Raw genomic sequence first — 25,556 nt, forward strand, 5'->3', positions numbered from 1 at the left:
CCGGGGCCGTCGCCCTGGGAACAGTCTCGCCCGACCTTACGCGGCGCTGTCGTCCGCGCCGGTGGCAGCGCCGAGATCCGCCGGGACCGCGTCCGGCACGGCGTCCGGCCGGTCCGCGCCCCGGAAGACGAGCTTGGACTTGTCGATGTTCTCGGGGTCGCCCTCGCAGTCGACCACCACGATCTGACCCGGGGTCAGCTCGTTGAACAGGATCCGCTCGGACAGGTTGTCCTCGATGTCGCGCTGGATCGTGCGACGCAGCGGACGCGCCCCGAGCACCGGGTCGAAGCCCTTCTTCGCCAGGTACTTCTTGGCGTTGTCGGTCAGCTCCAGACCCATGTCCTTGTTGCGCAGCTGGCCCTCGATCCGCTGGATCATGATGTCCACGATCGAGAGGATCTCGTTCTCACGCAGCTGGTGGAAGACGATGGTGTCGTCGATCCGGTTCAGGAACTCGGGCCGGAAGTGCTGCTTGAGCTCGTCGTTGACCTTCTGCTTCATCCGGTCGTAGTTGGACTCGGAGTCCTCCGACTGCTGGAAGCCCAGCGACACCGCCTTGGCCACGTCGCGCGTGCCCAGGTTGGTGGTCAGGATGATGACCGTGTTCTTGAAGTCCACGATCCGGCCCTGGCCGTCGGTGAGACGACCGTCCTCCAGGATCTGCAGGAGCGTGTTGAACACGTCCGGGTGGGCCTTCTCGATCTCGTCGAACAGGACCACCGAGAACGGCCGGCGACGCACCTTCTCGGTCAGCTGCCCGCCCTCGTCGTAGCCGACGTAGCCGGGAGGGGCACCCACCAGCCGCGACACCGTGTAGCGGTCGTGGAACTCCGACATATCCAGCTGGATGAGGGCGTCCTCGCTGCCGAAGAGGAACTCCGCGAGCGCCTTGGACAGCTCGGTCTTACCCACACCGGACGGACCGGCGAAGATGAACGAGCCGGACGGGCGCTTCGGGTCCTTCAGACCGGCCCGGGTCCGCCGGATCGCCTTCGACACCGCCTTGACCGCGTCCTCCTGGCCGATGACGCGCTTGTGCAGCTCGTCCTCCATGCGCAGCAGGCGCGAGGTCTCCTCCTCGGTCAGCTTGTAGACCGGGATGCCGGTCCAGTTGCCGAGCACCTCGGCGATCTGCTCGTCGTCGACCTCGCTGACGACGTCCAGGTCACCGGCCTTCCACTCCTTCTCCCGCTGCGCCTTCTGGCCCAGCAGCTGCTTCTCCTTGTCACGCAGCTGCGCGGCCCGCTCGAAGTCCTGCGCGTCGATCGCGGACTCCTTGTCCCGGCGCACCTGGGCGATCCGCTCGTCGAAGTCGCGCAGGTCCGGCGGCGCGGTCATCCGACGGATCCGCATCCGCGCGCCGGCCTCGTCGATCAGGTCGATCGCCTTGTCCGGCAGGAAGCGGTCGGAGATGTACCGGTCGGCCAGGGTGGCGGCGGCGACGAGGGCGGCGTCGGTGATGCTGACGCGGTGGTGCGCCTCGTAGCGGTCCCGCAGGCCCTTGAGGATCTCGATGGTGTGGGCCAGCGACGGCTCACCCACCTGGATCGGCTGGAAGCGGCGCTCCAGAGCGGCGTCCTTCTCCAGGTGCTTGCGGTATTCGTCGAGCGTGGTGGCGCCGATGGTCTGCAGCTCGCCCCGGGCCAGCATCGGCTTGAGGATGCTCGCCGCGTCGATCGCGCCCTCCGCGGCACCCGCACCCACCAGGGTGTGGATCTCGTCGATGAACAGGATGATGTCGCCGCGGGTGCGGATCTCCTTGAGCACCTTCTTCAGGCGCTCCTCGAAGTCACCGCGATAGCGGGAACCGGCGACCAGGGCGCCGAGGTCGAGCGTGTAGAGCTGCTTGTCCTTCAGCGTCTCGGGCACCTCGCCCTTGATGATCTTCTGGGACAGCCCCTCCACCACGGCGGTCTTGCCGACGCCGGGCTCACCGATCAGCACCGGGTTGTTCTTGGTACGGCGGGACAGCACCTGCATGACCCGCTCGATCTCCTTCTCGCGCCCGATCACCGGGTCGAGCTTGCCCTCCCGGGCGGCCTGGGTCAGGTTCCGGCCGAACTGGTCCAGCACCAGGCTGGTCGACGGCGCGGCCTCACCCGGCGCGGCACCGGCGGCGGCCGGCTCCTTGCCCTGGTAGCCGGAGAGCAACTGGATCACCTGCTGGCGGACCCGGTTGAGGTCAGCGCCCAGCTTGACCAGCACCTGGGCCGCGACGCCCTCACCCTCACGGATCAGACCGAGCAGGATGTGCTCCGTGCCGATGTAGTTGTGGCCGAGCTGCAGTGCCTCGCGCAGCGACAGCTCCAGCACCTTCTTGGCCCGCGGCGTGAACGGGATGTGCCCACTCGGCGCCTGCTGGCCCTGGCCGATGATCTCCTCGACCTGCTGACGCACACCCTCCAGCGAGATGCCGAGGCTCTCCAGGGCCTTCGCCGCCACGCCCTCACCCTCGTGGATCAGGCCCAGCAGGATGTGCTCCGTGCCGATGTAGTTGTGGTTGAGCATCCGGGCCTCTTCTTGGGCCAGGACGACAACCCGTCGCGCTCGGTCGGTGAACCGCTCGAACATGCCCTCGTGCTCCTCACATGCCGTGCGCCTTGATGGTCAGATCTCGGCGGGGCCGGTGCGCGGACGTCCGGGACGGGCGTCCGTGCCTCCTTACTCTATCGCCGCGGACCGCCTCCGCTGAGGTCGTGTGACCCTGCGGATGACCGTTCCGACGTCGTTTCTGCCAACCGTCCACGCTCAGGAGGTGTTCCGGGACCCCCGCCTGTACGCGCAGAGCGAAATTCGACCACCGGCGGAAGGCCCGGTCGAGGGGCTCCGAGCGGGGACCCATGCGCGTCCCACCGCGTCGTCCACAGCCTGTGGACGGAATTTCCACCGCCTGTGGACAACGCCACCCGACGCCGGTTTCTTCCCGCCCGGGGGCACCCACCCGCCGCCCCGGGCATCGAACCGGACACCCGGCGCGGACGGGCCGAAACGCCGGACGCCGGCCCGGAGTCGTCCTCCGGACCGGCGTCGGCCCACCGGTCACACGCGCGTCGCGGTCAGTGCCCCGCCTTCGCGTGGTACTCGTCCACGATCTCCTGCGGGATCCGGCCCCGGTCGGAGATGTCCTTGCCGGCCTTCTTGGCCCACTCGCGGATGGCTCGGTTCTGCTCGCGGTCGGCGGTCGCGCCGCCCCGACCGCGCGCGGCCCGGCCGCCCACGACCACACCACCCCGACCGACCTTCGTGCCGTGCGCGATGTACTGCGCGAATTCGCCGCGCAATTTGTCGGCGTTGGCGGCGGAGAGGTCGATCTCGTACTGCACGCCGTCGAGCGCGAACTTGACAGTCTCGTCAGCGTCCCCGCCGTCCAGGTCATCGACCAGCTTGTGAATGATCTGCTTGGCCACGTCCCACATTCCTTTCGAGCAGGGTTGCGCTCCTGCAATACACGAGCACGATAACCTGCCCGCCGCTTGCCGCGTCAATAGGATGGCGTAACAAGGCGGAGAAGCTCTGCCCGGCCCTACTCGGGCCGGACCAACGGGAAGAGGATGGTTTCCCGAATTCCCAGGCCGGTCAACGCCATCAGGAGCCGGTCGATTCCCATTCCCATACCACCCGCCGGCGGCATTCCGTACTCCATCGCCCGGAGAAAGTCCTCGTCGAGACGCATGGCCTCGTCGTCGCCGCGCGCCGCGAGCTGCGCCTGGGCCACCAGCCGCTCCCGCTGCACGACCGGGTCGACCAGCTCGGAGTACGCCGTGCCCAGCTCGAATCCCAGCACGTAGAGGTCCCACTTCTCGGCCAGGCCCGGCTCGCTGCGGTGCGCCCGGGTCAACGGACTGGTCTCCTCCGGATAGTCACGGACGAACGTGGGCGCCTGCAACGACGGCACCACCAGTTCCTCGAACAACTCCTCGGCCAGCTTGCCCGGCCCCCACTTCGGGTCGACCGCGAGGCCGACCTTGTCCGCGTACTCGACCAGGCGTGACCTTTCGGTGCGGACGGTGACCTTCTCACCGAGCGCTTCCGAAAGAACACCGAACAGCGTCACCGCGCGCCACTCGCCGCCCAGGTCGAACTCACGGCCGTCCGCGTGCGTCACGGTCGTCGAGCCGGCGACCGCGATGGCGGCCTGCTGCACCAGATTCCGGGTCAGCTCGGCCATCGTGTCGTAGTCGCCGTACGCCTCGTAGGTCTCCAGCATCGCGAACTCCGGCGAGTGCGAAGAGTCGATGCCCTCATTACGGAAGTTGCGGTTGATCTCGAAGACCCGGTCGACGCCACCGACGACCGCCCGCTTGAGAAACAGTTCCGGTGCGATTCGCAGATACAGATCGGTGTCGAGTGCATTGCTGTGGGTCACGAATGGGCGGGCCGTCGCGCCACCGTGCAGCAACTGCAACATCGGCGTCTCGACCTCGATGAAGTCCCGCCCGTGCAGGGTGTCGCGCAGGCTGCGCACGGCGGCGGCCCGGGTCCGCACCATCTGCCGGGCCTGCGGGCGGACCACCAGATCCACGTACCGCTGGCGGACCCGGGACTCCTCGCTCAGCGGCTTGTGCGCCACCGGCAGCGGGCGCAGCGCCTTGGCGGTGACCGCCCACTCGTCGGCCAGCACCGACAGCTCACCCCGCCGGCTGGTGATCACCTCGCCGGTCACCCCGACGTGGTCTCCGAGGTCCACCAGGCGCTTCCAGTCCGCCAACCGCTCCGGGCCGACCCGGTCCAACGAGAGCATCGCCTGAAGTTCGGTGCCGTCACCGTCACGCAGGGTAGCGAAGCAGAGCTTGCCGGTGTTGCGGATGAAGATCACCCGACCGGTGACCGCGGCCCGGTCGCCGGTGGCGGTGTCGGTCGGCAGGTCGGCGTAACGCTCGCGGAGCTTGGCGAGAGTGGTGGTCCGCTCGAACCCGACCGGGTACGGCTCGACGCCCTCGGCGAGCATCCGGTCCCGCTTCTCCCGGCGGACCTTCATCTGCTCGGGAAGGTCGTCGGCGGGGTCGGTGGGCAGGGCGTTCTGCTCGGTCACGGCACGCTTCCTCAGGCCTCGGGGACATCGGCGGGGTCAGCCCATGAGCGTACTCAAGCGCCGCGGCGGCTGTTACCGGATAACCTGCCCGCCATGACCGACCCCGTTGCGGCGCTCTCGTTCGGCGCTGCCGCCGCCGCGTACGACCGGTTCCGGCCCCGCTATCCCGAGGCGGCGCTGCGCCGGGCGCTGGCCGGGCTGGCCGCCCCGGCCCGGGTGGTGGACCTCGGCGCCGGCACCGGCATCCTCACCCGTGGCGTGACGGCGCTCGGGCACCACGTCGTACCCGTCGAGCCGGATCCGGGGATGCGGGCGCAACTGGCGCTCGCCACCGGAGGCACGACGGCGCTCGCCGGCAGCGCGGAGTCGGTGCCGCTGCCGGACGGTTCGGCGGACGCGGTGCTGGTCGGGCAGGCCTACCACTGGTTCGACAAGGAGCCGGCGCACGCCGAGATCGCCCGCGTGCTGCGCCCCGGTGGCACCTTCGCGCCGATCTGGAACACCCGGGACAGCGACGTCGAGTGGGTGGCCGAGCTGGAGCGGATCGCCGACCTGCGCGACCACGCCGGCAACCTGGTCGAGAAGGTCACCGGCTTCGGACCGGCGTTCGGCCCGGTGGAGCTGACCGAGTTCGCGCACCGGACCGCGCTCACCCCGGACGAGGTGATCGGCATGCTGCGCACCCGCTCGTTCTGGCTGACCGCCACCGCCGACGAGCAGGCGAGGGTCGACCGGGAACTCCGCGACCTCTTCGCCACCCACCCCGACCTGGTCGGCCGGGAGTCCGTCGAGCTGCCGTACCGGACGCTGGTGTTCACGGCCCGCAAGCGGTGAGCGCCGGCGTTAACAGGGGCCCCTTCCTATACCGGAAGCGTTAACCGGGGGCCCCTCCTTGCACCTCAGGTGTTGCGCTCGTAGACCATCCGCAGGCCGATCAGGGTGATCATCGGCTCGTGGTGGGTGATGGTTCGGCACTCCCCCAGCACCAGCGAGGCCAGTCCGCCGGTGGCGATGACCGCCTGCACCTCGCCCAACTCGTCAGACATCCGCTCGACGATCCGGTCCACCTGGCCGGCGAAGCCGAAATAGAGGCCGGACTGGAGGCACTCGACGGTGTTCTTGCCGATCACCGAACGCGGACGGGTGGCCTCCACCTTGCGCAACTGGGCGGCGCGGGCGGCCAGCGCGTCGAACGAGATCTCGATGCCCGGCGCGAACGCCCCGCCGAGGAACTCGCCCCGGTCGCTGATCACGTCGAAGTTGGTGGTGGTGCCGAAGTCCACCACGATCGACGGCCCGCCGTAGAGCGTGTACGCGGCCAGCGTGTTCACCACCCGGTCCGCGCCCACCTCCTTCGGGTTGTCGATGGCGAGCTGCACGCCGGTGCGGACGCCCGGCTCGACGATCACACTCGGCAGGTCGGCGTAGTAGCGACCCAGCATGGTGCGCAGCGAGCGCAGCGCGGCCGGCACGGTCGAGCAGGCCGCCACCCCGGTGATCTCCACGGCGTCACCGGCCAGCAACCCGCGGAACATCAGGCCCAGCTCGTCCGCGGTGGAACGGGCGTCGGTCTTGATCCGCCAGGAGTGCACCAGCTTGTCGCCGTCGAAGGTCGCCAGCACGGTGTTGGTGTTTCCGATGTCGATGCAGAGCAGCACAGCGGCAGCCTAGACGGTCATTCCTCGCGCAGGTCGAGGGCGATGTCGAGGATCGGCGACGAGTGGGTGAGCGCGCCCACGGAGAGGAAGTCGACGCCGGTCGCCCCGTACTCGGCGGCCACCGGCAGGGTCAGCCCGCCGGTCGCCTCCAACTCCGCCCGGTCGCCCACCACGGCCACCACCTCGCGTAGCTGCGCCGGGGTCATGTTGTCCAGCAGCAGGAATCCCGCCCCGGCCTCGACCGCCTCCACCGCCTCGGCCAGCGTGTCCACCTCCACCTGCACCGGCACGTCCGGAAACGCCGCCCGGACCCGCCGGAACGCCGGCGCGATCCCGCCGGCGGCCAGCTTGTGGTTGTCCTTGATCATGGCGACATCGTGCAGGCCCATCCGCTTGTTGGTGCCGCCACCGGCCCGGACCGCGTACTTCTCCAACGCGCGCAGCCCCGGCGTGGTCTTCCGGGTGTCCAGCACCACTGCCTTCGTGCCGGCCAGCGCGTCGGCCCAGGCCCGGGTGTGGGTCGCCACCCCGGACATCCGGGACAGCAGGTTCAACGCGGTGCGCTCGGCAGTGAGCAGCAGCCGGGTGGGGCCGGTCACCGTGGCCAGCACGTCACCGCGCGCCACCCGCTGCCCGTCGCGCGCCACCAGCGACACCGCGACCGTGCGACCGGCGCCGGTCACCTCGCCCACCAGCTCGAACACCGCGGCGGCCACGGGCAGCCCGGCGACCACCCCGTCCTCGCGCGCCACCAGGTCGGCGGTGTCCCGCTGCTCGTCCGGCACGGTGGCGACGCTCGTCACGTCGCGGAAGTCCGGGCCCAGGTCCTCGGCGAGCGCGTCGACCACGACGCGCCGGACCCGGTCCGGGTCCAGGCCGCCGTCCCGCAGCGCCCGCACCGTCGACTCGATCACGATGTTGCCTCCCAAAGCTCAGCCAGCCGGCCGTCCGGGCCCACCTCGGCCACCAGGTGGCCCAACCACCTGTCGTCGGCCGTCGGGAAGTCCTCCCGCCAGTGACAGCCCCGCGTCTCCTCGCGGGCGTACGCGGCGGCGACGAGCGTCGACGCCACGGTGATCAAGTTCGTCGCCTCCCAGTCGGCGGTGCGCGGCACACCACGCCCCTCGCCCAGCCCGCTCAGGGTGGCGGCGGTGGCGGCCAGCGTCTGCGCCGAGCGGAGCACGCCCGCGCCCCGGGTCATCGCCCGTTGCAGCTCCGGCGTGCCCGCCGCCGGCACCAGCCGGCCCTCCCCGCCGACCCAGGCGCCGGTCTCCGCCGGTCGGGCCTGCTCGGGCAGCCCGGCGGCGATGTCCTCGGCGATGCGGCGGGAGAAGACCAACCCCTCCAGCAGCGAGTTGCTGGCCAGCCGGTTGGCGCCGTGCACCCCGGTGCAGGCCACCTCGCCGCACGCGTACAGGCCGGGGATCGAGGTGCGGCCGTGCGCGTCGGTCCGCACGCCGCCGGAGGCGTAGTGCGCCGCCGGCGCGACCGGGATCAGGTTGGTCGCCGGATCGACGCCGATGGCCAGACAGGACGACACGATCGTGGGGAACCGCCGCGCCAGGAAGTCACCACCCAGGTGCCGCGCGTCCAGGAAGACGTGGTCAGCGCCGGTGGCGAGCAGCACCCGGTGGATCCCCTTGGCCACCACGTCCCGGGGCGCCAGCTCGGCCAGCTCGTGCTGGCCCACCATGAACCGCTTGCCGTCGCCGTCGACCAGGTGGGCGCCCTCGCCCCGCAGCGCCTCGGAGACCAGCGGCTGCTGCGCCAGGCCGGCGCCCGGGCCACCGGCCGGCACCAGCAACGCGGTCGGGTGGAACTGGACGAACTCCAGGTCGGTGACGGCCGCGCCCGCGCGCAACGCCAGGGCGACCCCGTCGCCGGTGGAGACCGCCGGGTTGGTGGTGGCCGCGAAGACCTGCCCCATCCCGCCGGTGGCCAGCACCACCGCGCGGCCGAGGATCGCGCCGACACCGTCCTCGCTGCCCTCGCCGAGCACGTGCAGCGTGATCCCGCAGGCCGGACCGAACCCACCCGGACCGTCGCCCGACGCCCGCAGCAGGTCCAGCACCAGGGCGTGCTCGACGAGCCGGATCCACGGGTCGCGGCGCACCGCCGCGTGCAACGCCCGCTGCACCTCGGCGCCGGTGGCGTCGCCGCCGGCGTGCACGATCCGGTCGGCCCGGTGACCGCCCTCCCGGCCCAGCATCAGCGAGCCGTCCGGGTTGCGGTCGAACTCGGCGCCGACCCGCATCAGCTCGCGTAGCCGGGCCGGACCCTCCTCGACCAGCACCCGCACCGCCACCGGGTCGCAGAGGCCGACGCCGGCCACCTCGGTGTCGTACGCGTGCGCGGCCGGACTGTCCGCCGGGTCGAGCACCGCGGCGATGCCGCCCTGCGCCCAGCGGGTGGAGCCCTCGTCCATGTCGACCTTGGTGACGACGGTGACGTGCAGGCCGGCCTCGCGCAGGTGCAGCGCGGCGGTCAGCCCGGCGACCCCGGAGCCGACGACGATCACGTCGGTGGTCTCCACCCAGCCCGGCGCGGGCGCGGCGAGCAGCCGGGGCAGCGTGGGCAGGTCGACGGTGGGTAGGTCCATGAGCACAGTCAACCCGAAGCATCCTCGTCCCGGGCGGCGGGGGCGGGACGAGTGGTTCCGGCTACCTCGTCCGAACCGGCAGGCGGGCCGGGCCGGCGCCCTTCAACGAACCGGTCACCGTGCGGTCGCTGAGCCACAGGTAGCAGCGGACCCCCCGGTCGCCGACCCCCCAGCGGCCGGCGCCGGGCGGCCGGACCACCACGTCGCTGCGGTAGCGCAGGGCCGAGTCGGCGGGCACCCCGGCGAAGCGGGCGATGACGCCGAAGCAGCCGGCGTAGAGCGGCGCCCAGTCCGCCGGCTTCTTCGGGTACGGGCGGTCCGGTGCCACCCAGACGCCGGCGAACTCGGCATCGTGCGCCACAGGGCAGCCGACCGGGGTGAGCGTCTGCACCCGGCCACGGTCCTGCCCGGTGCGCTGGCAGCCCAGGCGCAACGGGGACGGCGCCTTGAGCGCGTCGCGCAGACTGCCCGTCCGGGTCACCACGACGGCCGCCGCCTCGACCGTGTTCAGCTCGGTCAGGTCGCACCGGTACCAGCGCGCGCCGGCCGTCCAGCCGGTGCCGGTGGGCACCGCCACGGCCAGCCGCAGCCGCCCGGCACGCCAGTCGTCGCCCAGGTAGCCCCGGGCCCGGGCGTCGCACTCGGAGAACGCGGTACGCAGCTCCGGCGAGCCGGCCGCGGGTGGGGCGGCCCGGTCGACGGTGAATGCGCCCACGTGCGCCGTCTCCACCCGGTGCGGCACGTCGCAGCCGACCGGCGCGTACGCCGGCAGGCCCACGGTCGGGGTGAAGTCGGCGACCTGGCAGACGCCGGCCGCCGGGGTGAACGGCCCGGCCGGCGGCATCGCCGCCCAGTCGTCGCCGAGATCACCGTCCAGCCCGCCCGACGCGGCACACCCGGCCAGCAGCACCCCCGCGACCACGGTGGCGACGAGGCTTCGCAGCGCACGGCCCATCGCGCCTCCCCCAGCCCGACGACCGTCGATTCCGACGGTGCGCCCAGGGTAGCCGAAAATGACCTTCCGGTGACAGACCGCGCTCGCCCCTACCTTCCGGCGCCGCAGATCCGCGGTTCCACGTCAGGACAGGGCGGCGGCGAGCGGGTTGGGGGTGGGGTCGCCGGCGGTGCCGGGGGCGGCCGTGCTCGGGTCGGCGGTCAGGTCGACGATGCGGTTGTCGGCATCGACGTGCACCACCCGGGGCTGCCAGGAACGCGCCTCGGCGTCGTCCATCTGCCCGTACGAGATGAGGATGACCAGGTCACCCGGGTGCACCAGATGCGCGGCGGCCCCGTTGATGCCGATCACGCCGCTGCCCCGCCGGCCCGGGATCACGTACGTCTCCAGGCGGGCGCCGTTGGTGATGTCCACGATCGCGACCTGCTCACCGGGGAGCAGGTCCGCCGCGTCGAGCAGATCCTCGTCCACCGTCACCGAGCCGACGTAGTGCAGGTCGGCCTGGGTCACCGTGGCCCGGTGGATCTTCGACTTGAGCATGGTCCGGAGCATCGGGGTGCCTTTCCGCATTCGTGGTGGGGTCAGGGACGCGGCGCGAGGTGGATCGCCGTGTTGTCGATCAGGCGGGTGGCGCCGACCCAGGCCGCGATCAGCAGCCGCGCCGCGCCGGAGACCGGTCCGGGCTCCAACTCGGTGTCGGTCAGCACCAGGTAGTCGAGGCGGGCCTCCGGCGCGTCGAACGCCAGGTGCGCGGCGGCCAGCACCGCGCCCGCGTCGTCGCCCCGCTCGGCCGCCGCCGCACCGGCCCGCAACGCGGCGGAGAGGCTCAACGCGGCCCGCCGCTCCGACGCGGAGAGGTAGCGGTTGCGGCTGGACAGCGCCAGCCCGTCCGGCTCGCGTACGGTCGGCACGCCGACGATCTCGGTCGGCACGTCGAGGTCACGGACCATCCGGCGGACCAGGGTGAGCTGCTGGTAGTCCTTCTCGCCGAAGAAGGCCAGATCCGGGCGGGTGAGCTGGAGCAGCTTCAGGACCACGGTGAGCACCCCGTGGAAGAAGCCGGGGCGGCTCAGGCCCTCCAGGTCCGCGCCGAGCGGGCCCGGGTCCAACCGGACCGTCGGCTGCCCCTGCGGGTACATCTCGCTCACCGGCGGCGCGAAGACCAGATCCACCCCGGCCCGGCGGCAGATCTCCAGGTCGGCGTCGAGCGTGCGCGGGTACCGGTCGAAGTCCTCGTTCGGGCCGAACTGGAGCGGGTTGACGAAGACGGTCACCAGCACGTGGTCGGCCCGCTCCCGGGCGGCCCGCAGCAACGTCTCGTGCCCCGGGTGCAGCGCGCCCATCGTCATCACCACGCCCACCGTGCCGGTCAGCCCCTCCCGGGCCGCCGCCAACTCCTTGCGGGTGTGCACCACGCTCACCACGAGGAGGCCACCTCCATCCCGTCCAGCACGTCGAGCACCTGCGCCACGTCCGCCGGGCGCAGCCGGCCCGCCGCGACCGCGCGGTCCGCCGTCCGTCTGGCCAACGCCAGGTAGGCCGGTACGGATTCCGGCGCGGTCCGCGCCAGTCGGTCCAGGTGCCGGCGTACGGTCCCCGCGTCGCCGCGCGAGACGGGGCCGGTAAGCGCGTCGTCGCCGAGCCGCAGCGCGTTCTCCAGGGCAGCCCGCAGCAGCGGGGCGAGCACTTTCTCCGGCCGGTCCACCCCGGCGTCGCGCAGCCGGTCCGCCGCGTCGTTGACCAGGGTCACCAGGTGGTTTGCGCCGTGGGCGAGGGCCGCATGGTAGAGCGGCCGGTCGTCCTCGCCCACCCATTCCGGCACCCCGCCCAGGTCGGCCACCAGCCGGGCCGCGAACGGGCGCAGCTCGGCCGGGGCGGTCACCCCGTAGGAGCTGCCGGCCATACGGGACAGGTCGTCCGGCGTACCGGTGAAGGTCATCGCCGGGTGCAGCGCGAGCGGCCGGCCACCGGCGTCGGCGGCCGGGGCCAGCACGGCCAGACCGTGCGCGCCGGAGGTGTGCGCGATCACCTGGCCGGGGCGCAGCGCGCCGGTCGCGGCCAGCTCGGCCACCACCCCGGCCAGGGCGTCGTCGGGAACCGCGACGATCAGCAGGTCGGTGGCGGCACGCGCCACGGCGGGCGCGTCGCGGTGCGGGGTCTGCGGCAGCAGCAGCGCCAGTCGGGCCCGCGAGGCACCGGACGAACCGGACGCGGCGACCACCCGGTGACCGGCGGCGGCGAGCGTCGCGCCGAGCACGGCGCCGACCCGGCCGGCGCCGAGCACACCGACGGTGAGGGTGCGGGGGAAGGCGAGCGGGGCGCGGACGGCCCTCGTGCGCAGCGGTGCGCTCATGTCAACGATCCAGTCCTCGAAAGGGGGTACCGGTCGATGGCAAGTATGCGCCCGGGTGACAGACCGGAAACAAGAAGGTGTGAAAACCTTCACCGACCGCCCGAAGCGCCCGCCCCGGGTGGCGCGTACGGGCAGCTTAGGGTCGGCACGTGACATCCGGGAACCCCTGTCCGCGCTGGCGCGACGCGATGACGGTGGCGCTCTACGGGCCGGGCGGCTTCTTCGTCGCCGGCGCCGGTCCCGCCGCCCACTTCCGCACCAGCGTGCACGCCTCTGGCGTCTTCGCCGCCGCCCTGGCGCGGCAGCTCACCGCGCTGGACGAGGCGCTGGGTCGGCCGGCCCGGCTGGACGTGGTGGACGTGGGCGCGGGCCGGGGCGAACTGCTCCGGGCGCTGCTGGCCCAGGCCCCACCGGCGGTGGCCGACCGGATCCGCCCGGTCGCCGTGGAACGGGCCGCCCGCCCACCGGACCTGCCGCCGGAGATCGACTGGCGGCCCGAGATCCCGGCGCGGATCACCGGTCTGCTGCTCGCCACCGAGTGGCTGGACAACGTCCCCCTGGACGTCGCCACCGACACCCCCGACGGCTGGCGTCTCCTCCTGGTCGACCCGGCCACCGGCCACGAGTTCCCCGGCCCCCCGCCTTCCCCCGCCGACACCGCCTGGCTGACCCGCTGGTGGCCCGTCCCGTCTCCCCCCGCCCGGACGTTCGGCGAGTTCGCGACGGGTCCGGACCACGCCGCCGACCCCCCGGTCACCGGCGCCGGGCACGGAGGGCCGGGCGGGTGGCGGGTGGAAATCGGGCGGGAGCGGGACGAGGCGTGGGCGGACGCGGTGGGACGGATCGAGCGGGGGGCCGCGCTGGCCGTCGACTACGGGCACCTGCGGGACGCCCGGCCGATGGACGGGACGCTGACCGGCTACCGGGACGGGCGGCAGGTGCCACCGGTCCCGGACGGGTCGTGCGACGTCACCGCGCACGTCGCCATGGACTCGGTCGCCGCCGCCGGTGAGCGGGTCGCGCGGTGCGCGTACACCCTGGTGTCGCAGCGGAAGGCACTGCGGGCGCTCGGGGCCGACGGCGGTCGACCGCCGCTGGCCCTGGCCGCCCGGGACCCGGCCGGCTACCTGCGGGCGCTGGCCGCGGCGTCGGCGGTGGCCGAGCTGACCGACCCGGCCGGCCTCGGCGGGCACCTGTGGCTGTGGCAGCCGGTCGGCGTCGACCTCGATCCGCTCATGGCACGATGACGGGCATGACCACGGACGCCGGTGACCTCCGCGAGCTGACCGTCGGCACCGGGGCCGGCGGCGAGCAGCTCGGCACCGACATGGTGCTCAACATCGGGCCGCAGCACCCGTCGACGCACGGCGTGCTCCGGCTGCGCCTGGTGCTCGACGGGGAGCGCGTCGTCGCCGCCGAGCCGATCGTCGGCTACATGCACCGGGGGGCCGAGAAGCTCTTCGAGGTACGCGACTACCGGCAGATCATCGTGCTGGCCAACCGGCACGACTGGCTGTCGGCGTTCTCCAACGAGCTGGGCGTGGTGCTCGCGGTCGAACGACTGATGGGCATGGAGGTGCCGGAGCGCGCCACCTGGCTGCGGATGGCGCTGGCCGAGCTGAACCGGGTGCTCAACCACCTGATGTTCCTCGGCTCCTACCCGCTGGAGATCGGCGCGATCACGCCGATGTTCTACGCGTTCCGGGAACGGGAGACCATCCAGGCGGTGATGGAGGAGGTCTCCGGCGGCCGGATCCACTACATGTTCAACCGGGTCGGCGGCCTCAAGGAGGAGGTGCCGGCCGGGTGGACCGGCCGGGCCCGCGCCGCCATCGGCGAGGTCCGCCGGCGGCTGCCCGACCTGGACCACCTGATCCGGCGCAACGAGATCTTCCTGGCCCGCACCGTCGGCGTCGGCGTGCTCTCCGCCGCCGACGCCGCCGCGTTCGGCGCGTCCGGGCCGGTCGGCCGGGCCTCCGGCCTCGACCTCGACCTGCGCCGCGACGAGCCCTACCTGGCGTACGACCAGCTCGACGTGCCGGTGGTGACGAAGACCGCCGGGGACTGCCACGCCCGGTTCGAGGTGCTGCTCGACCAGGTGTACGCCTCGCTCGACCTCGCCGAGCAGTGCCTGGACCGGGTGGACCGGATCGGCGGGCCGGTGAACACCCGGCTGCCCAAGGTGGTCAAGGCGCCCGAGGGGCACACCTACGCCTGGACCGAGAACCCGCTCGGCATCAACGGCTACTACCTGGTCTCCCGGGGCGAGAAGACGCCGTGGCGGCTCAAGCTTCGCACCGCCTCCTACGCGAACGTGCAGGCGCTGTCCACGCTGCTGCCCGGGTGCCTGGTGCCCGACCTGATCGCCATCCTCGGCTCGATGTTCTTCGTGGTCGGTGACATCGACAAGTGACGTTCCCGGCGGTGCCGGTTCCCCGTCCGGGCCGCGCGTCGGCTCCCGGAACCGTCAACGCCAGCGATCGGCGGCGTCCCGGGACGGCTGCCCGTAGCCGCCGGGCTCCGGCCTGCGCCACTCCGGCTCGGGTTGCCGCCACTGCGGTTCCGGCGGCTGCCACTCCGGCTCGGGTTGCCGCCACTCCGGCTGGCCGCTGCGCTGGATCGGTGGCCGCCACTCGTCCGGCACCGGCACCCCGCCGGCCGGCAACGCCGGCGGGCTCCCCGCCGACCAACCCGGGTCGCCGTGGGACGGCTCCGGATCGTGCCACCGGGCGGGTGGACCGCCGTACGCCGGCCCCGGGTCGTGCCGCGCTGCGCTGCCGTACTCGGCGGGCCCGCCGCGCACCGCGGCCCAGCGGTCCTCGATCCGGTACTCGGTGCCACCGCCGTCGGCGTGCACCGCCGCCCGCCGCTCACCGACCCGGAACTGGAGACCCTGACCGTCGTCGCGGACCGCCGCCCAGCGGTTCCCGGCACGCAGCTCGGACCAGTCCTCCCCGTCCGGTTCGGCGGGCACCGCGCCGCCGGCACGCTCGACCGGTTCCACCCGGCCGTACCGTCCGGGCGTCGCCTCCCGGCCGTGCTGCTCGGGTGCCGCCGCCGGGCCGTACCGTCCGGGTGCCGGCCAGGCCGGCGGCGGTGACTCCGGCACCGCCCGCGCCCGGTCGTCGCCGCCGCCGGACCAGCCGTCGTCCGCCGCCCGCGACGACCAGCCCCGCTCCCCGCCGACGCCGGCCCAGGGATGCTCCCCACCGTGCCGCCCGGAGCCCTGCCACCCGGGACCGTCACCGGCCCACCCGTCGTCCGACGGATCCGGCCCGAAGCCGTCGTCCCGCGCGTCGTCGCCGGGCCAGGGCTCCGCGCGGTGGCCGGCCCGCAGGCTGCCCGGCCAACCGTCCGGGTCGGCGCCGGAGCGGGGCTGGTCGTCCCGGCCCGCGCCTCGGTACTCGCCCGGATCCGCCCCCCGCGGCCGATCCTCTTCCGGCGGCGACCAGCGGCCCGCGAACCCGCCGTACCGGGAGTCGGACGGGTCGCCGCCGCCGCCCACGATGGTGTGCCGCGTGGTGACGTGCACGGTCTCGGTGTGGTGGACCACGCCGACCGGACGGGACTCCGGCCGGCTGCCCGCCTCGGGCACCCGCGCTGCGCCGTAGACACCGGCCGAGGCGCGTCCGCCGGCGGGGGTCGGCTCCGCCCGGTAGCCGTCGAACTCCCGCCGGGGGCCGGGGCGGGGTGGTTCGGCACGATGACCACCGAACCCGGCGCGCTCCGCGTCGTGGCCGGTCGGCCGGTCCCGCCCGGCGCCGGCCGGCTCGGGCCGCGCCCGGCCGTCGGCGGCGAACCCGTCGGACCCGCTCCGCTCGACGTCGTGGCGACCCACCCGCGACGGCTCGGGACGCTCGTCGCCGCCGTGGCGGGCGCCGGGCTCGTCCTCGTCGCGACCAGGGCGGCCCGCCCCGTGCGAACGATCCGGGGTACGCGCCTGCGCGCCCGCGACCGCCACCCGGGCCCGGCCACCCGGCCGGTCCTCGGCCGGCGCCGCGGCCAGACCCGCTGCCGCCGCGTCGAGCCGGTGGCGTACCGCTCCGGCCGCCTCCTCCGCCCGGCGTGCCTGGTCGAGGGCCTGGTTGCCGCGCTGCGCGGCGGCCACGATCTCGGCCCGCAACTCCCGGCGGAGCTGCTCCAACTCCTCGCGCAGTTCCTCCGCACCGGCGCCGCCGTGCTCGGCGCGCAGCGCGATGGAGAGTCCGATCAGCACCACGGCGAGGATCGCGAGCACGGCACCGAACCGGAGCGTGCCGTTGCCGTCGGCGACCAGCAGGATCAGCGCCGCCAGGGGCGCCAGCCCCACACCGATCCAGAACAGGACGGTAAGCGGCGTCGAGGTGCGCTTGTCGGCGGAGGCGACCGAGGCGGACATGGGTGTGCAGACTACCGAGAGTTCCACCGCAGGGGAACGGGTCGGCACGGCCGGATGCGCGGCACGCTGAGCGGGCGGCACCCCGGGAAAGCCGCCGGCCGGCCGGTGCGACCGGCCGGCGGCGACGGGTCAGCTCGCGGCGAGCGCCGCGTCGGAGGAGAACACCAGGCCGACGCTTGCCGAACCGGTCTTCAGGGCGTTCTTGGTCTGCGGGCCACCCGCGTCCAGCGAGCTGAACGAGCCGGCCTTGAAGTCGTAGACCTCCACGAGACCGGCCTGGCACTTCGGCCGCTGCGGGCACTCCGGCGGACCGGCCAGCACAGTCGCCTGGCCGGAGCACTTCGCGGCCAGGTCGGAGAGCGTGGACACGCCGTACTTGTCGGCGAAGGCCTTGGTGACCGCGAAGGCGTTCTGGTCCTGCGCCTGGGACGGCTGGCCGAACACCAGGCCTACCTTGTCGCCCTCGGCCTTGAGCGCCGCCATCGTCTTCTCCAGCTCGGGCGAGGAGACCGGCTGCGCATCCTTGCCGTTGGCCTTGGTGTTGAGGAATTCGGCCATGGTGGCGGCATATTCCGGGACGACCTGGATCTGGCCCTTCTCCAGCGCCGGCTCATAGAGCTCGCGGTTGCCGATGGTCTGCACCTTGACCTGGTAGCCGGCCGCGGTCAGCGCGATCTTGTATAGCTCGGCGACGGTCTGGCTCTCGCTGAAGTTGCCCGCGCCGACCGTCACCTGGCCGCCCGGACCCTTCTCGATGCCCTCGGTCACGCCGTTGGCGTCGGCGAACTCCTGCGCCGCCACCTGGGGCGTCTTGCGCTCGACGTCGACGGCCCGGTTGAGCTGGATCAGCTTGGGCGTGTCGAGCTTCGCGGAGACCTTGTCCAGCGCGGCGACCAGCGGCGGGGTGGCCGCCTTCGCGTTGATCGCCGGAAGGACGTTGTCGGTGTTCTGGAGGTTCTTGTCATCGGTGAGGACGACCAGCTGGTCACCCGCCACCGGGGCGCAACCGGCGCCCGACGCGCCCGCCTCGGGGGCGTCGGTGCCGGATGAGCCGGCGTCGCCGCAGCCGGTGAGAAGGCCCGCCGCGACGAGGGCGCCGAAGGCCCCCGCGGCCAGCCGTGAACGTGCGCGCATCAGATGCCCGCCTTCCGTGTCCCGGCGCGGCCCGTTCCGGGCCGGCCGCGTGTCCGACGGGCGATCCGAACGCCGCCCGCGACTTCACCCAACATCCTCACCGACCCGACCGACAAATTCGGAGCGGAATTCGTCATCCGATCGTCACCGGCCGGCCACGCGCGGGGTGACCGAGGTCTCCCGACGCGGCGGACGAAGGATCAGCCGCCGGCCGTGGCCGCTGCGGCGCGCCGGTCCGCCCGCCGCCGACCCCGGCGAAGCGGACGCGGCGTCACCATCCGCTCCACCACCGCGAGCACGGCCTCGACCAGCATCGCCAGGCCGGCCACCAGGACGCCCCCAGCGATGATCTGGCCGCCGCCGGCCGCGATGTCGAGGCCGAAGCCGGCCCGGATGATCTGGCCCAGCCCGCCGCCGTTGACGAACGAGGCCAACGCGGCGGTGGCCACCACCTGCACGGCCGCGGTCCGGAAACCGGCCGCCAGGTAGGGCACCGCGAGCGGCAGCTCCACCCGGCGCAGCACCTGCCCGCCGGAGAGCCCCATCCCGCGCGCCGCGTCCCGGGCCTCCGGATCGGCCTGCCGGACCCCGGTGTACGCGTTCGCCAGCAGCGGCGGCACCGCGAAGACCGCCAGCGCCACCACCACCGACGCGCGGCCGAACCCGAGGAAGGTCAGCGGCAGGATGGTCAGCAGGGCCAGGGTCGGGATCGCCAGGGTGACGTTGGAGACCAGCAGCACCATTCCGCCGCCCCGGCCGCTGTGCCCGAGCCAGAGCCCGATCGGCCAGGCCACCAGGCAGCCGAGCAGCACCGCCAGCGCGGACATGCTCAGGTGCTCGCCGAGGCGATCCAGCACACCGCCGGGATTGGTCCAGTTCAACGGGTCGTTCAACCAGGTCACCGCCGCCTGCACCGGGTTCATGAGGCTCTCCCGCGCAGCCACGGGGTGAGCAGCCGGCCCACCCCGGCCAGGACCAGATCGAGCACCAGCGCCAACAGCACGCAGAGCACGGTGCCGGTCATGATCTGCGCCCGGTAGAAGTTGTTCTGGAAGCCGGCGAAGATGAGCTGCCCGAGGCCGCCGCGACCGACCACCACCCCCACCGTGACCAGCGCCACCGTGGACACGGTCGCCAGCCGCACGCCGGTGAGGATGCCGGGCAGCGCCAGCGGCAGCTCGATCCGGAACAGCCGGCCCCAGCGGCCGTAGCCCATGCCCTCGGCCGCCTCCCGCACCTCGGGCGGCACCTGGTTCAGGCCGGCGAGCGTGTTGCGCACGATGACCAGCAGCGCGTACAGCGCCACCACGGTCAACACGGTCGCCGCGCCGATGCCGAGATAGGGCGCGAGGAAGGCGAACAGCGCCAGCGACGGGATCGTGTAGAGCACCCCGGTCAGCGCCAGGATGGACGCGGCCAGCGACCGGAACCAGTACGCTGCCACCGCGAGCGGCAGCGCCACCAGCGCGGCGATCACCACCGCCCGGGCGGTCAGCCAGGTGTGCTCGCGCAACGCGGCGAGGATGCTGTCAGAGTTGTCCCGCACGTACTGCCAGGAGAACCACGGATTACCCGGGGCGGCCCGGTAGCTCAGGTGGAGGAACACACGTGGACGTTACCCCGGGGACCCCCGCCGGTCACGGCGCCGCCTCGATCACCCTGGAGCGCATCCGCAAGCGCTACCCGGACGGCACCGAGGCGGTCCGCGAGCTGAGCCTGGAGGTCAAGGCCGGCGAGTTGGTGGTGTTGATCGGCCCCTCCGGCTGCGGCAAGTCCACCGTGCTGCGGATGATCAACCGGCTGATCGAGCCGACCGACGGGCGGATCCTGCTCGGCGACGACGACGTGACCCGGGTCGACCCGGTGACGCTGCGCCGCCGGATCGGCTATGTGATCCAGAACGTCGGCCTGTTCCCGCACCAGACCGTGGCCGCCAACGTGGCGACCGTGCCGGAGCTGCTGGGCTGGTCCCGGGACCGGACCCGGGCCCGGGTCGAGGAGCTGCTGGAGCTGGTCGGCCTCGACCCGGCGCAGTTCGGCCGGCGCTACCCGCACGAGTTGTCCGGCGGCCAGCGGCAGCGGGTGGGCGTCGCCCGGGCGCTCGCCGCCGACCCGGTGGTGCTGCTGATGGACGAGCCGTTCTCGGCCGTCGACCCGATCGTCCGGACCCGGTTGCAGGAGGAGTTCCTCCGGTTGCAGGCCGAGGTCCGCAAGACCATCGTGCTGGTCACCCACGACCTCGACGAGGCGGTGCGGCTGGGCGACCGGATCGCGGTGCTGTCCGAGGGCGGTGTGCTGGAGCAGTACGACCCGCCCGCCGCGCTGCTCGGCTCGCCCGCCTCCGCGTTCGTCCGCGAGTTCGTCGGCGCCGACCGGGGCATCCGCCGGCTGGCGGTCACCCCGGTCACCCACGCGGTGCTCGACCCGCTCCCGGCCGACGACGGGGGCGGCCTGCCCAGCGTGGCGCTGGGCAGCTCGGCCTACGACGCGCTGGGCGCGCTGCTCACCTCCGGCGCCGAGCGGGCGGTGGTGACCGAGGACGACCGCCCGGTGGGGTTGCTCACCCGCACCCGCGTGTTGGCCATGGGCGCGGTGGACTGAGACCGACCCGGACCGGCGGGCCGAGGCGGGTCAGGCCCGGCCGCCCAGGCTGGCCAGACCGACGATCCAGCCGGCGAAGAAGCCGTACGTGACACCGGCGCTCGCGACCTGGAAGGCGGCGTAGAGCGTGCCGCCCGGCCCGAGGAGCGTGGCGAGCAGCCCGGCGACGCCGGCGGCCAGGGCGTACGCGCCCCAACCGGAGAGGAACTGGCTGCCCGAGGCGGCCACCCGGCCCACCTGCGGGCCGGGCAGCAGGTAGAGCAGCGCCGCGGCGGCCACGATCAGCAGGATCGGCCGCAGGTTGGCGGTGAGCAGCCCCTCGTCCGCGTGCCACCGCCAGGCCGGCCAGGCCAGCAGCCGCAGGAACCAACCGCCGGCGCCGGTCGGGTCGGTGTGGTCCTGCGCCCAGCCCACGTATGTCGGGCTGCCGCCGACCGCGACGAGCAGGAACGCGGCGAGCGTGCCGGTGCCGGCGGCCGTGCCGTACCGGGAGACGGTGCGGGGGCGGTTGGTCAGCGCCATGGCCCGGTCAGTTCCCGAGCCGCCGCGCCGGGCAAACCTGCCCCACCGCGGGGTCGCCGCCGGCCGGCGGACGGCCACCGGGTCAGTGCTTCATCAGGTAGTCGATGAAGGCGGCGCGCAGCAGCGGCGCGGACTCCTCGTAGCCGTGCCCGGTCAACTCGCGCCACAGCGCGTTGGCCTCGTCGAGGGTCGGCCCGACCGAGTTGGGCGCCCCGTCCAGCGCGGCGGCCTCGTCGGCGTTCGGCAGGTGCCGCAGCACCGACCAGAAGAACCCCACGTCGCGACGCTCCCGGGCCAGGTAGAACGCCTGCTCGCGCAACTCCTCGGTGGAGAGCTTGTCGAGCTCGTCGAAGGTGCGGCCGCCGGGGGCAGGAGTCTCCGTCATGCCGCCGAGCCTAACCGGCGAGATCAGCTCCGGCCCGCCGGACGCGACGCCGCCGGCCGGGCGTCAGCGGCCGTCGGCGTCCCACCGGCGCGGCTCGTTCTCCCAGCGCGGCGCCTCCCACGCCTCCACCGGGGTGTCCGTGCTGCCGCGTGCCGGCAGCACCGACGGCCAGGTGTCGGCCGGCTCGGGCGCCGGCGTCATCGCCCAGCCGCTGCTGAGCGCGCCGTCGCCGGCCGGCCGGAGCGGGCCGGGCACGCCCGCGCCGGGCGGCGCCGGACGGGGTCGGCCGAACGTCTCCACCATGCGGGTGACGAGCAGCCCGGCGCCGAGGACCGCGCCGCCCACCGCCCACCGGCTGACCGTCCAGTCGTGCGCCACGGCCAGGGCCAGGAACACCACCACCAGGCAGACCGCGAACAGGGCGCCGAAGACGCCACCACGCCGGCCGTACGCGCTGGTGCCGCCGAGCAGCACCGTGCCGACCGCCAGCACCGACCAGTCCAGGCCGGTGCCCGGCGTCACCGTGCCGTCGCCGTTCGCGGCGATCAGCATCCCGCCGAACATGGCCAGCACGGTGGAGCCGACGAGCGCCAGCGCGGTCACCGTGGCGGCCACCGCGCCCCGCCGCCGGGCCGGGTCGGCGACCGGACGGAACCGGCCGATCAACCGGCGCACCGGTTTGATCGCGGCGAAGAGGCCACCGAGGACGGCCACCGCGGCGAAGCCGACGAACAGGTAGAGCGCGGTGCGCCGGGGGTCGTAGTCGCCCTGGACCGTGACCGGGGCGGTCCGCCGCTCCAGCCAGACGATCACGCCGGCGGCACCGGCCAGGCTCGCCGCCCAGCCGGGCACGTGCAGCACCACCACGACCAGGCCGAGCGCCAACCCGCCGACCGCCGCCACCGCGAGCGGCAGGAGCAACGCCTCCCGGGCACCCCGGTCGCCCTGCTCCGCGTAGTGCAGCGCGGCGGCCAGCGCGACCGGGCCGATCGCCAGGTTCGCCGCCGCCGCCCGCAGGCTCAACCCGGCGGCCAGGGTGAGCAGGCCGAGGCCCGCCACGTCGACCAGCAGCGTCTTCAACGCGGTGCCGCGCAGGGCGTCCGAGTTCTCCCGCCAGAGCAGCCAGGTCACCGCCGCCAGCCCGGCGAGCAGCACGACCTCCCAGACCACGTGCACCGCGATCCGGTCCCGGCCGGGCTCGCCGTGGGACGGGTCGTCGAAGACGTTCTCCAGCACCGCGGCGGGCACGCCGGACGACGTCTCCGACGGGACGGTCCGGCCCGACTCGTCGTACCCCATTGGCCCGCACCTCCCAGGTGGCCGCGTCCGGCCCACGCAGCGGGCGGACCGGTGGCGGCCGTCGCTCTCCGGTCGCCAGGGACGGTACCTGCGGGCGGGGGGTGGGGGAACCCTCGGATCAGCGGCGCCCGCGCGGCGTCTCCCGGTCGCCCGGCTCCCGGTCCTCGTCGTCCTCCTGCTCCGGGACCCGGCACGACCGCTCCAGCCAGAGCGCGGCCACGACCAGGGCCAGCGAGGCGACCAGCCCGGCCACCGCGGCGGGACGGTCGCCGACCGCGGCGGCGGTCCGCTCCACGAACAGCCAGCCGGTGAGCCCGACATAGAAGCCGGCGAAGATGGCCCCGGCCAGCGCGGACGCCTTGGCGAGCACCACGAACCGGGCGACCAGCAGCGGGTTCACCGGCTCCCGGCCGGGCCGCCGCTCGATCCGGCTGCGGGTGTTGGCCGCCGCGTAGCCCTCCAGCACGGCCAGCCCGGCCAGCGTGATCACCGGCAGCCAGGGCAGATCGGGGGCGAAGTCGTAGTAGAAGCCGCTGATCAGCAGCCAGGCCACCGCGGCGGCGGCCAGACCGGCCACCACGAGCGTGGAGACCCGGGTCGGACCCATCCGGAAGCGGTCAGGGTCCTGTGGGGTCCGGGCCGTACTCATGCGTCCGACTCTAGCGTCAGATCGGGTCGTGGGCTCAGTTCCAGTGCTTCGGCGGCCAGCGGCTCGGCGTTGAGCAGGTCGGTCAGCCAACCGTGCCCGGGCAGCCGGCCGTGCGGCTCGATGTCGATCCACGGCCGCAGCACGAAGGCGCGCAGGTGGGCGCGCGGGTGCGGCAGGGTCAGCTCGGGGTCGTCGGCGAGCACCGGCTGCCCGGCCGGGTCCCACACCGCGATCACGTCCACGTCCAGCGTGCGCGGACCGTACCGCCGGGCCGGGTCGCGGGTCCGCCCGGCCGTCGCCTCCGCGGCCCGGGCCCGCGCCAGCCAGTCGCCCGGCGCCGCCGCCGGGTCCGCGACCATCACCGCGGCGTTCAGGTACGCGGGCTGCTCCGCGTCCCCCCACGGTGGAGTCTCGTAGACGCCGGAGACCAGCAGCACGTCGTCGCCGAGCGCGGCCACCGCGCCGCGCAGGTGGCCGAGGCGGTCGCCGAGGTTGCTGCCGATCGACAGCACGGCCCGGGTCACCGGGTACGCCGCATGGTGACGGCCACGTCCCGGAAGGCGTGCGGGATCGGGGCCTCCGGCTTGTGCACGGTCACCGTCGCGGCGGCGACCCGCGGCTCGGCCAGGCAGACCGCGAGCAGCCGGCCGGCCAACGTCTCGATCAGGTTCACCGGCTCGCCGGTGACCACCGCGACCAGCCGCTCGGCCAACTCGCCGTAGTGCACGGTGTCGGTCACGTCGTCCGAGCGCGCCGCCGGGCCCAGGTCGAGTTCGAGCACCGCGTCGACCACGAACTCCTGCCCCTGGGCCCGTTCGAAGTCGTAGACGCCGTGCCGGCCGTGCGCGCGCAGGCCGGTCAGCTCGATCCGGTCGGTCATCGGTCCCCTCCGCTCCCGGCACCGGTGGTGGCGCCGGACCGCGTGACGGTCGCCAGCCGCGGGCGGCCGGTGGCCCGCCAGACGGCGAGCGCGTCGGCGGTGCCGCGCACGTCGTGCACGCGTACCCCCCAGGCGCCGGCCGCCACGGCCAGCACGCTCGTCGCGACCGTCGCGGCCTCCCGCCCGGCGGTGGGGCGGGGCTCGCCGGCCGGGTCGGCGAGCAGCCGGCCCAGGTAGGACTTGCGGCTGGCGCCGAACAGCAGCGGGAAGCCGAGGTCGACCAGCTCGGGCAGGCGGGCGCTCAGCTCCCAGTTGTGCGCGGCGGTCTTGGCGAAGCCGAGCCCCGGGTCGACGATGATCCGGTCGGCGGCGACCCCGGCGGCGAGCGCCGCGTCGACCCGCTGGCCCAGCTCGGCCCGGACGTCGGCCACCACGTCGGTGTAGGTGGCCAGGTCACGCATCCGGCGGGAGTGCCCCCGCCAGTGCATGAGCACCCAGGGGCAGCCGGCGTCGCGGACCACCCGGGCCATGTCCGGGTCGGCGAGCCCGCCGGACACGTCGTTCACCACGTCCGCGCCGGCGGCGAGCACCGCCTCGGCGACCCGCGCCCGGCTGGTGTCGATGCTGACCGGGACGCCGGCGGCGCTCAGCTCGCGGACCACCGGCAGCACCCGGGCGATCTCGGTGTCCGCGTCGATCCGGTCGGCGCCGGGCCGGGTGGACTCGCCGCCGACGTCGACGAGGTCCGCGCCGGCCGCGCGAAGTCGCACCCCGTGTGCGACGGCGGCGGCCAGATCGGCGTATCTGCCACCGTCGGAGAAGGAGTCGGGGGTGACGTTGAGGACGCCCATCACCACCGGGGCGTCCGCTCGTACCAGATCGGTCACGGACCCGACAGTACCGTTCGGCGGCAGGGCTTCCGGCCACCGGGCGGGGCCCGGATGCGGCAGCCCTGACGTGCGCATTGGAACACGTGTACGATCGGTCGTCCGGGCCGATCCGGGTCCACTCTTCGCGGCTTGTCGCAAAGGTGGCCGGCCCGTACGCTTTGGAATTGCCCAGCATCGAGATGGCGAAGCCTGGAGGGAGGGCCGAAGCGGGAAGAATCCTC

The 25,556-nt window shown here is 73.8% G+C and carries 25 protein-coding genes; 4 read left to right on the forward strand and 21 right to left on the reverse strand.

Features of this window, described 5'->3' with window-relative positions; all coding sequences use genetic code 11:
• Positions 1-36 precede the first annotated feature (36 nt).
• From AB0H28_RS03315 to lysS, 3 genes are all read right to left on the reverse strand, one after another.
• Positions 37-2,571 (reverse strand): ATP-dependent Clp protease ATP-binding subunit, encoded by a 2,535-nt coding sequence (locus AB0H28_RS03315; protein ID WP_358033447.1) that lies wholly within the window; start codon positions 2,569-2,571, stop codon positions 37-39.
• 485 nt (positions 2,572-3,056) lie between these two features.
• Positions 3,057-3,407, reverse strand: coding sequence for an Lsr2 family protein (locus AB0H28_RS03320; RefSeq protein WP_358033450.1), 351 nt, complete (start codon positions 3,405-3,407; stop codon positions 3,057-3,059).
• 116 nt (positions 3,408-3,523) lie between these two features.
• On the reverse strand, positions 3,524-5,032 hold the full coding sequence (gene lysS / locus AB0H28_RS03325; RefSeq protein WP_358033452.1) for a lysine--tRNA ligase: 1,509 nt from the start codon (positions 5,030-5,032) through the stop codon (positions 3,524-3,526).
• Positions 5,033-5,125: 93 nt separating this feature from the next.
• On the opposite strand from lysS, the gene AB0H28_RS03330 reads away from it, so the two are divergent.
• Complete coding sequence (locus AB0H28_RS03330) at positions 5,126-5,866, forward strand: class I SAM-dependent methyltransferase (RefSeq protein ID WP_358033455.1); 741 nt, start codon at positions 5,126-5,128, stop codon at positions 5,864-5,866.
• Positions 5,867-5,931: 65 nt separating this feature from the next.
• Here AB0H28_RS03330 and AB0H28_RS03335 read toward each other — a convergent pair whose 3' ends face one another.
• From AB0H28_RS03335 to AB0H28_RS03365, 7 genes are all read right to left on the reverse strand, one after another.
• Positions 5,932-6,690 (reverse strand): type III pantothenate kinase, encoded by a 759-nt coding sequence (locus AB0H28_RS03335; RefSeq protein ID WP_358033457.1) that lies wholly within the window; start codon positions 6,688-6,690, stop codon positions 5,932-5,934.
• A gap of 17 nt (positions 6,691-6,707) precedes the next feature.
• On the reverse strand, positions 6,708-7,604 hold the full coding sequence (gene nadC, locus AB0H28_RS03340) for a carboxylating nicotinate-nucleotide diphosphorylase (protein WP_358033460.1): 897 nt from the start codon (positions 7,602-7,604) through the stop codon (positions 6,708-6,710).
• On the reverse strand, positions 7,601-9,289 hold the full coding sequence (locus AB0H28_RS03345) for an L-aspartate oxidase (RefSeq protein WP_358033463.1): 1,689 nt from the start codon (positions 9,287-9,289) through the stop codon (positions 7,601-7,603). Before AB0H28_RS03345 ends, nadC begins: the two co-directional genes overlap by 4 nt.
• Positions 9,290-9,350: 61 nt before the next feature.
• On the reverse strand, positions 9,351-10,244 hold the full coding sequence (locus AB0H28_RS03350; protein ID WP_358033466.1) for a septum formation family protein: 894 nt from the start codon (positions 10,242-10,244) through the stop codon (positions 9,351-9,353).
• Positions 10,245-10,367: 123 nt separating this feature from the next.
• A complete protein-coding gene (gene panD / locus AB0H28_RS03355) occupies positions 10,368-10,796 on the reverse strand; it encodes an aspartate 1-decarboxylase (protein WP_358033468.1) in 429 nt (142 codons plus the stop codon).
• 29 nt (positions 10,797-10,825) lie between these two features.
• Positions 10,826-11,668, reverse strand: coding sequence for a pantoate--beta-alanine ligase (panC, locus tag AB0H28_RS03360; RefSeq protein WP_358033470.1), 843 nt, complete (start codon positions 11,666-11,668; stop codon positions 10,826-10,828).
• On the reverse strand, positions 11,662-12,597 hold the full coding sequence (locus AB0H28_RS03365; protein WP_358033472.1) for a DUF2520 domain-containing protein: 936 nt from the start codon (positions 12,595-12,597) through the stop codon (positions 11,662-11,664). Before AB0H28_RS03365 ends, panC begins: the two co-directional genes overlap by 7 nt.
• 188 nt (positions 12,598-12,785) lie before the next feature.
• Here AB0H28_RS03365 and AB0H28_RS03370 point away from each other — a divergent pair, with 188 nt between their 5' ends.
• A complete protein-coding gene (locus AB0H28_RS03370) occupies positions 12,786-13,844 on the forward strand; it encodes an SAM-dependent methyltransferase (RefSeq protein WP_358033855.1) in 1,059 nt (352 codons plus the stop codon).
• Positions 13,841-15,010, forward strand: coding sequence for an NADH-quinone oxidoreductase subunit D (locus AB0H28_RS03375; RefSeq protein ID WP_358033474.1), 1,170 nt, complete (start codon positions 13,841-13,843; stop codon positions 15,008-15,010). Before AB0H28_RS03370 ends, AB0H28_RS03375 begins: the two co-directional genes overlap by 4 nt.
• A 54-nt stretch (positions 15,011-15,064) precedes the next feature.
• On the opposite strand, the gene AB0H28_RS03380 is transcribed toward AB0H28_RS03375, so the two are convergent.
• The 4 genes from AB0H28_RS03380 to AB0H28_RS03395 all read right to left on the reverse strand — a co-directional run bounded on the left by AB0H28_RS03380 (position 15,065) and on the right by AB0H28_RS03395 (position 19,715).
• Positions 15,065-16,975: a hypothetical protein gene (locus AB0H28_RS03380; RefSeq protein ID WP_358033477.1), complete on the reverse strand. Its 1,911-nt coding sequence runs from the start codon at positions 16,973-16,975 to the stop codon at positions 15,065-15,067.
• A 129-nt stretch (positions 16,976-17,104) separates the two neighbouring features.
• Positions 17,105-18,109: a glycine betaine ABC transporter substrate-binding protein gene (locus AB0H28_RS03385; RefSeq protein ID WP_358033479.1), complete on the reverse strand. Its 1,005-nt coding sequence runs from the start codon at positions 18,107-18,109 to the stop codon at positions 17,105-17,107.
• A gap of 200 nt (positions 18,110-18,309) precedes the next feature.
• Complete coding sequence (locus AB0H28_RS03390; RefSeq protein ID WP_358033482.1) at positions 18,310-19,032, reverse strand: ABC transporter permease subunit; 723 nt, start codon at positions 19,030-19,032, stop codon at positions 18,310-18,312.
• On the reverse strand, positions 19,029-19,715 hold the full coding sequence (locus AB0H28_RS03395; RefSeq protein ID WP_358033485.1) for an ABC transporter permease: 687 nt from the start codon (positions 19,713-19,715) through the stop codon (positions 19,029-19,031). The genes AB0H28_RS03390 and AB0H28_RS03395 overlap by 4 nt, the downstream gene beginning before the upstream one ends.
• A gap of 2 nt (positions 19,716-19,717) precedes the next feature.
• Here AB0H28_RS03395 and AB0H28_RS03400 point away from each other — a divergent pair, with 2 nt between their 5' ends.
• On the forward strand, positions 19,718-20,710 hold the full coding sequence (locus tag AB0H28_RS03400; RefSeq protein ID WP_358033488.1) for an ABC transporter ATP-binding protein: 993 nt from the start codon (positions 19,718-19,720) through the stop codon (positions 20,708-20,710).
• Between the two features lie 30 nt (positions 20,711-20,740).
• Here the strand turns inward: AB0H28_RS03400 and AB0H28_RS03405 are convergent, their stop codons facing one another.
• The 7 genes from AB0H28_RS03405 to folP all read right to left on the reverse strand — a co-directional run bounded on the left by AB0H28_RS03405 (position 20,741) and on the right by folP (position 25,332).
• Complete coding sequence (locus AB0H28_RS03405) at positions 20,741-21,232, reverse strand: hypothetical protein (protein ID WP_358033491.1); 492 nt, start codon at positions 21,230-21,232, stop codon at positions 20,741-20,743.
• 82 nt (positions 21,233-21,314) lie between these two features.
• Complete coding sequence (locus tag AB0H28_RS03410) at positions 21,315-21,617, reverse strand: hypothetical protein (RefSeq protein WP_358033493.1); 303 nt, start codon at positions 21,615-21,617, stop codon at positions 21,315-21,317.
• 63 nt (positions 21,618-21,680) lie between these two features.
• On the reverse strand, positions 21,681-22,916 hold the full coding sequence (locus AB0H28_RS03415; RefSeq protein WP_358033496.1) for an ABC transporter permease: 1,236 nt from the start codon (positions 22,914-22,916) through the stop codon (positions 21,681-21,683).
• A 118-nt stretch (positions 22,917-23,034) separates the two neighbouring features.
• Positions 23,035-23,523, reverse strand: coding sequence for a DUF3180 domain-containing protein (locus tag AB0H28_RS03420; protein WP_358033858.1), 489 nt, complete (start codon positions 23,521-23,523; stop codon positions 23,035-23,037).
• A 38-nt stretch (positions 23,524-23,561) separates the two neighbouring features.
• Entirely contained in the window at positions 23,562-24,089 is a 528-nt protein-coding gene (gene folK / locus AB0H28_RS03425) for a 2-amino-4-hydroxy-6-hydroxymethyldihydropteridine diphosphokinase (RefSeq protein WP_358033498.1), read from the reverse strand.
• The gene (gene folB, locus AB0H28_RS03430; RefSeq protein ID WP_358033500.1) at positions 24,086-24,445 is read right to left on the reverse strand and encodes a dihydroneopterin aldolase; all 360 of its coding nucleotides are present in this window, start codon (positions 24,443-24,445) and stop codon (positions 24,086-24,088) included. Before folB ends, folK begins: the two co-directional genes overlap by 4 nt.
• Positions 24,442-25,332 carry a dihydropteroate synthase gene (folP, locus tag AB0H28_RS03435; protein WP_358033503.1) on the reverse strand — a complete coding sequence of 297 codons (891 nt, stop codon included), beginning with the start codon at positions 25,330-25,332 and terminating at the stop codon, positions 24,442-24,444. Before folP ends, folB begins: the two co-directional genes overlap by 4 nt.
• Positions 25,333-25,556 lie beyond the last annotated feature (224 nt).

The sequence above is a fragment of the Micromonospora sp. NPDC050980 genome (assembly GCF_040653835.1).
Lineage (GTDB): Bacteria > Actinomycetota > Actinomycetes > Mycobacteriales > Micromonosporaceae > Micromonospora.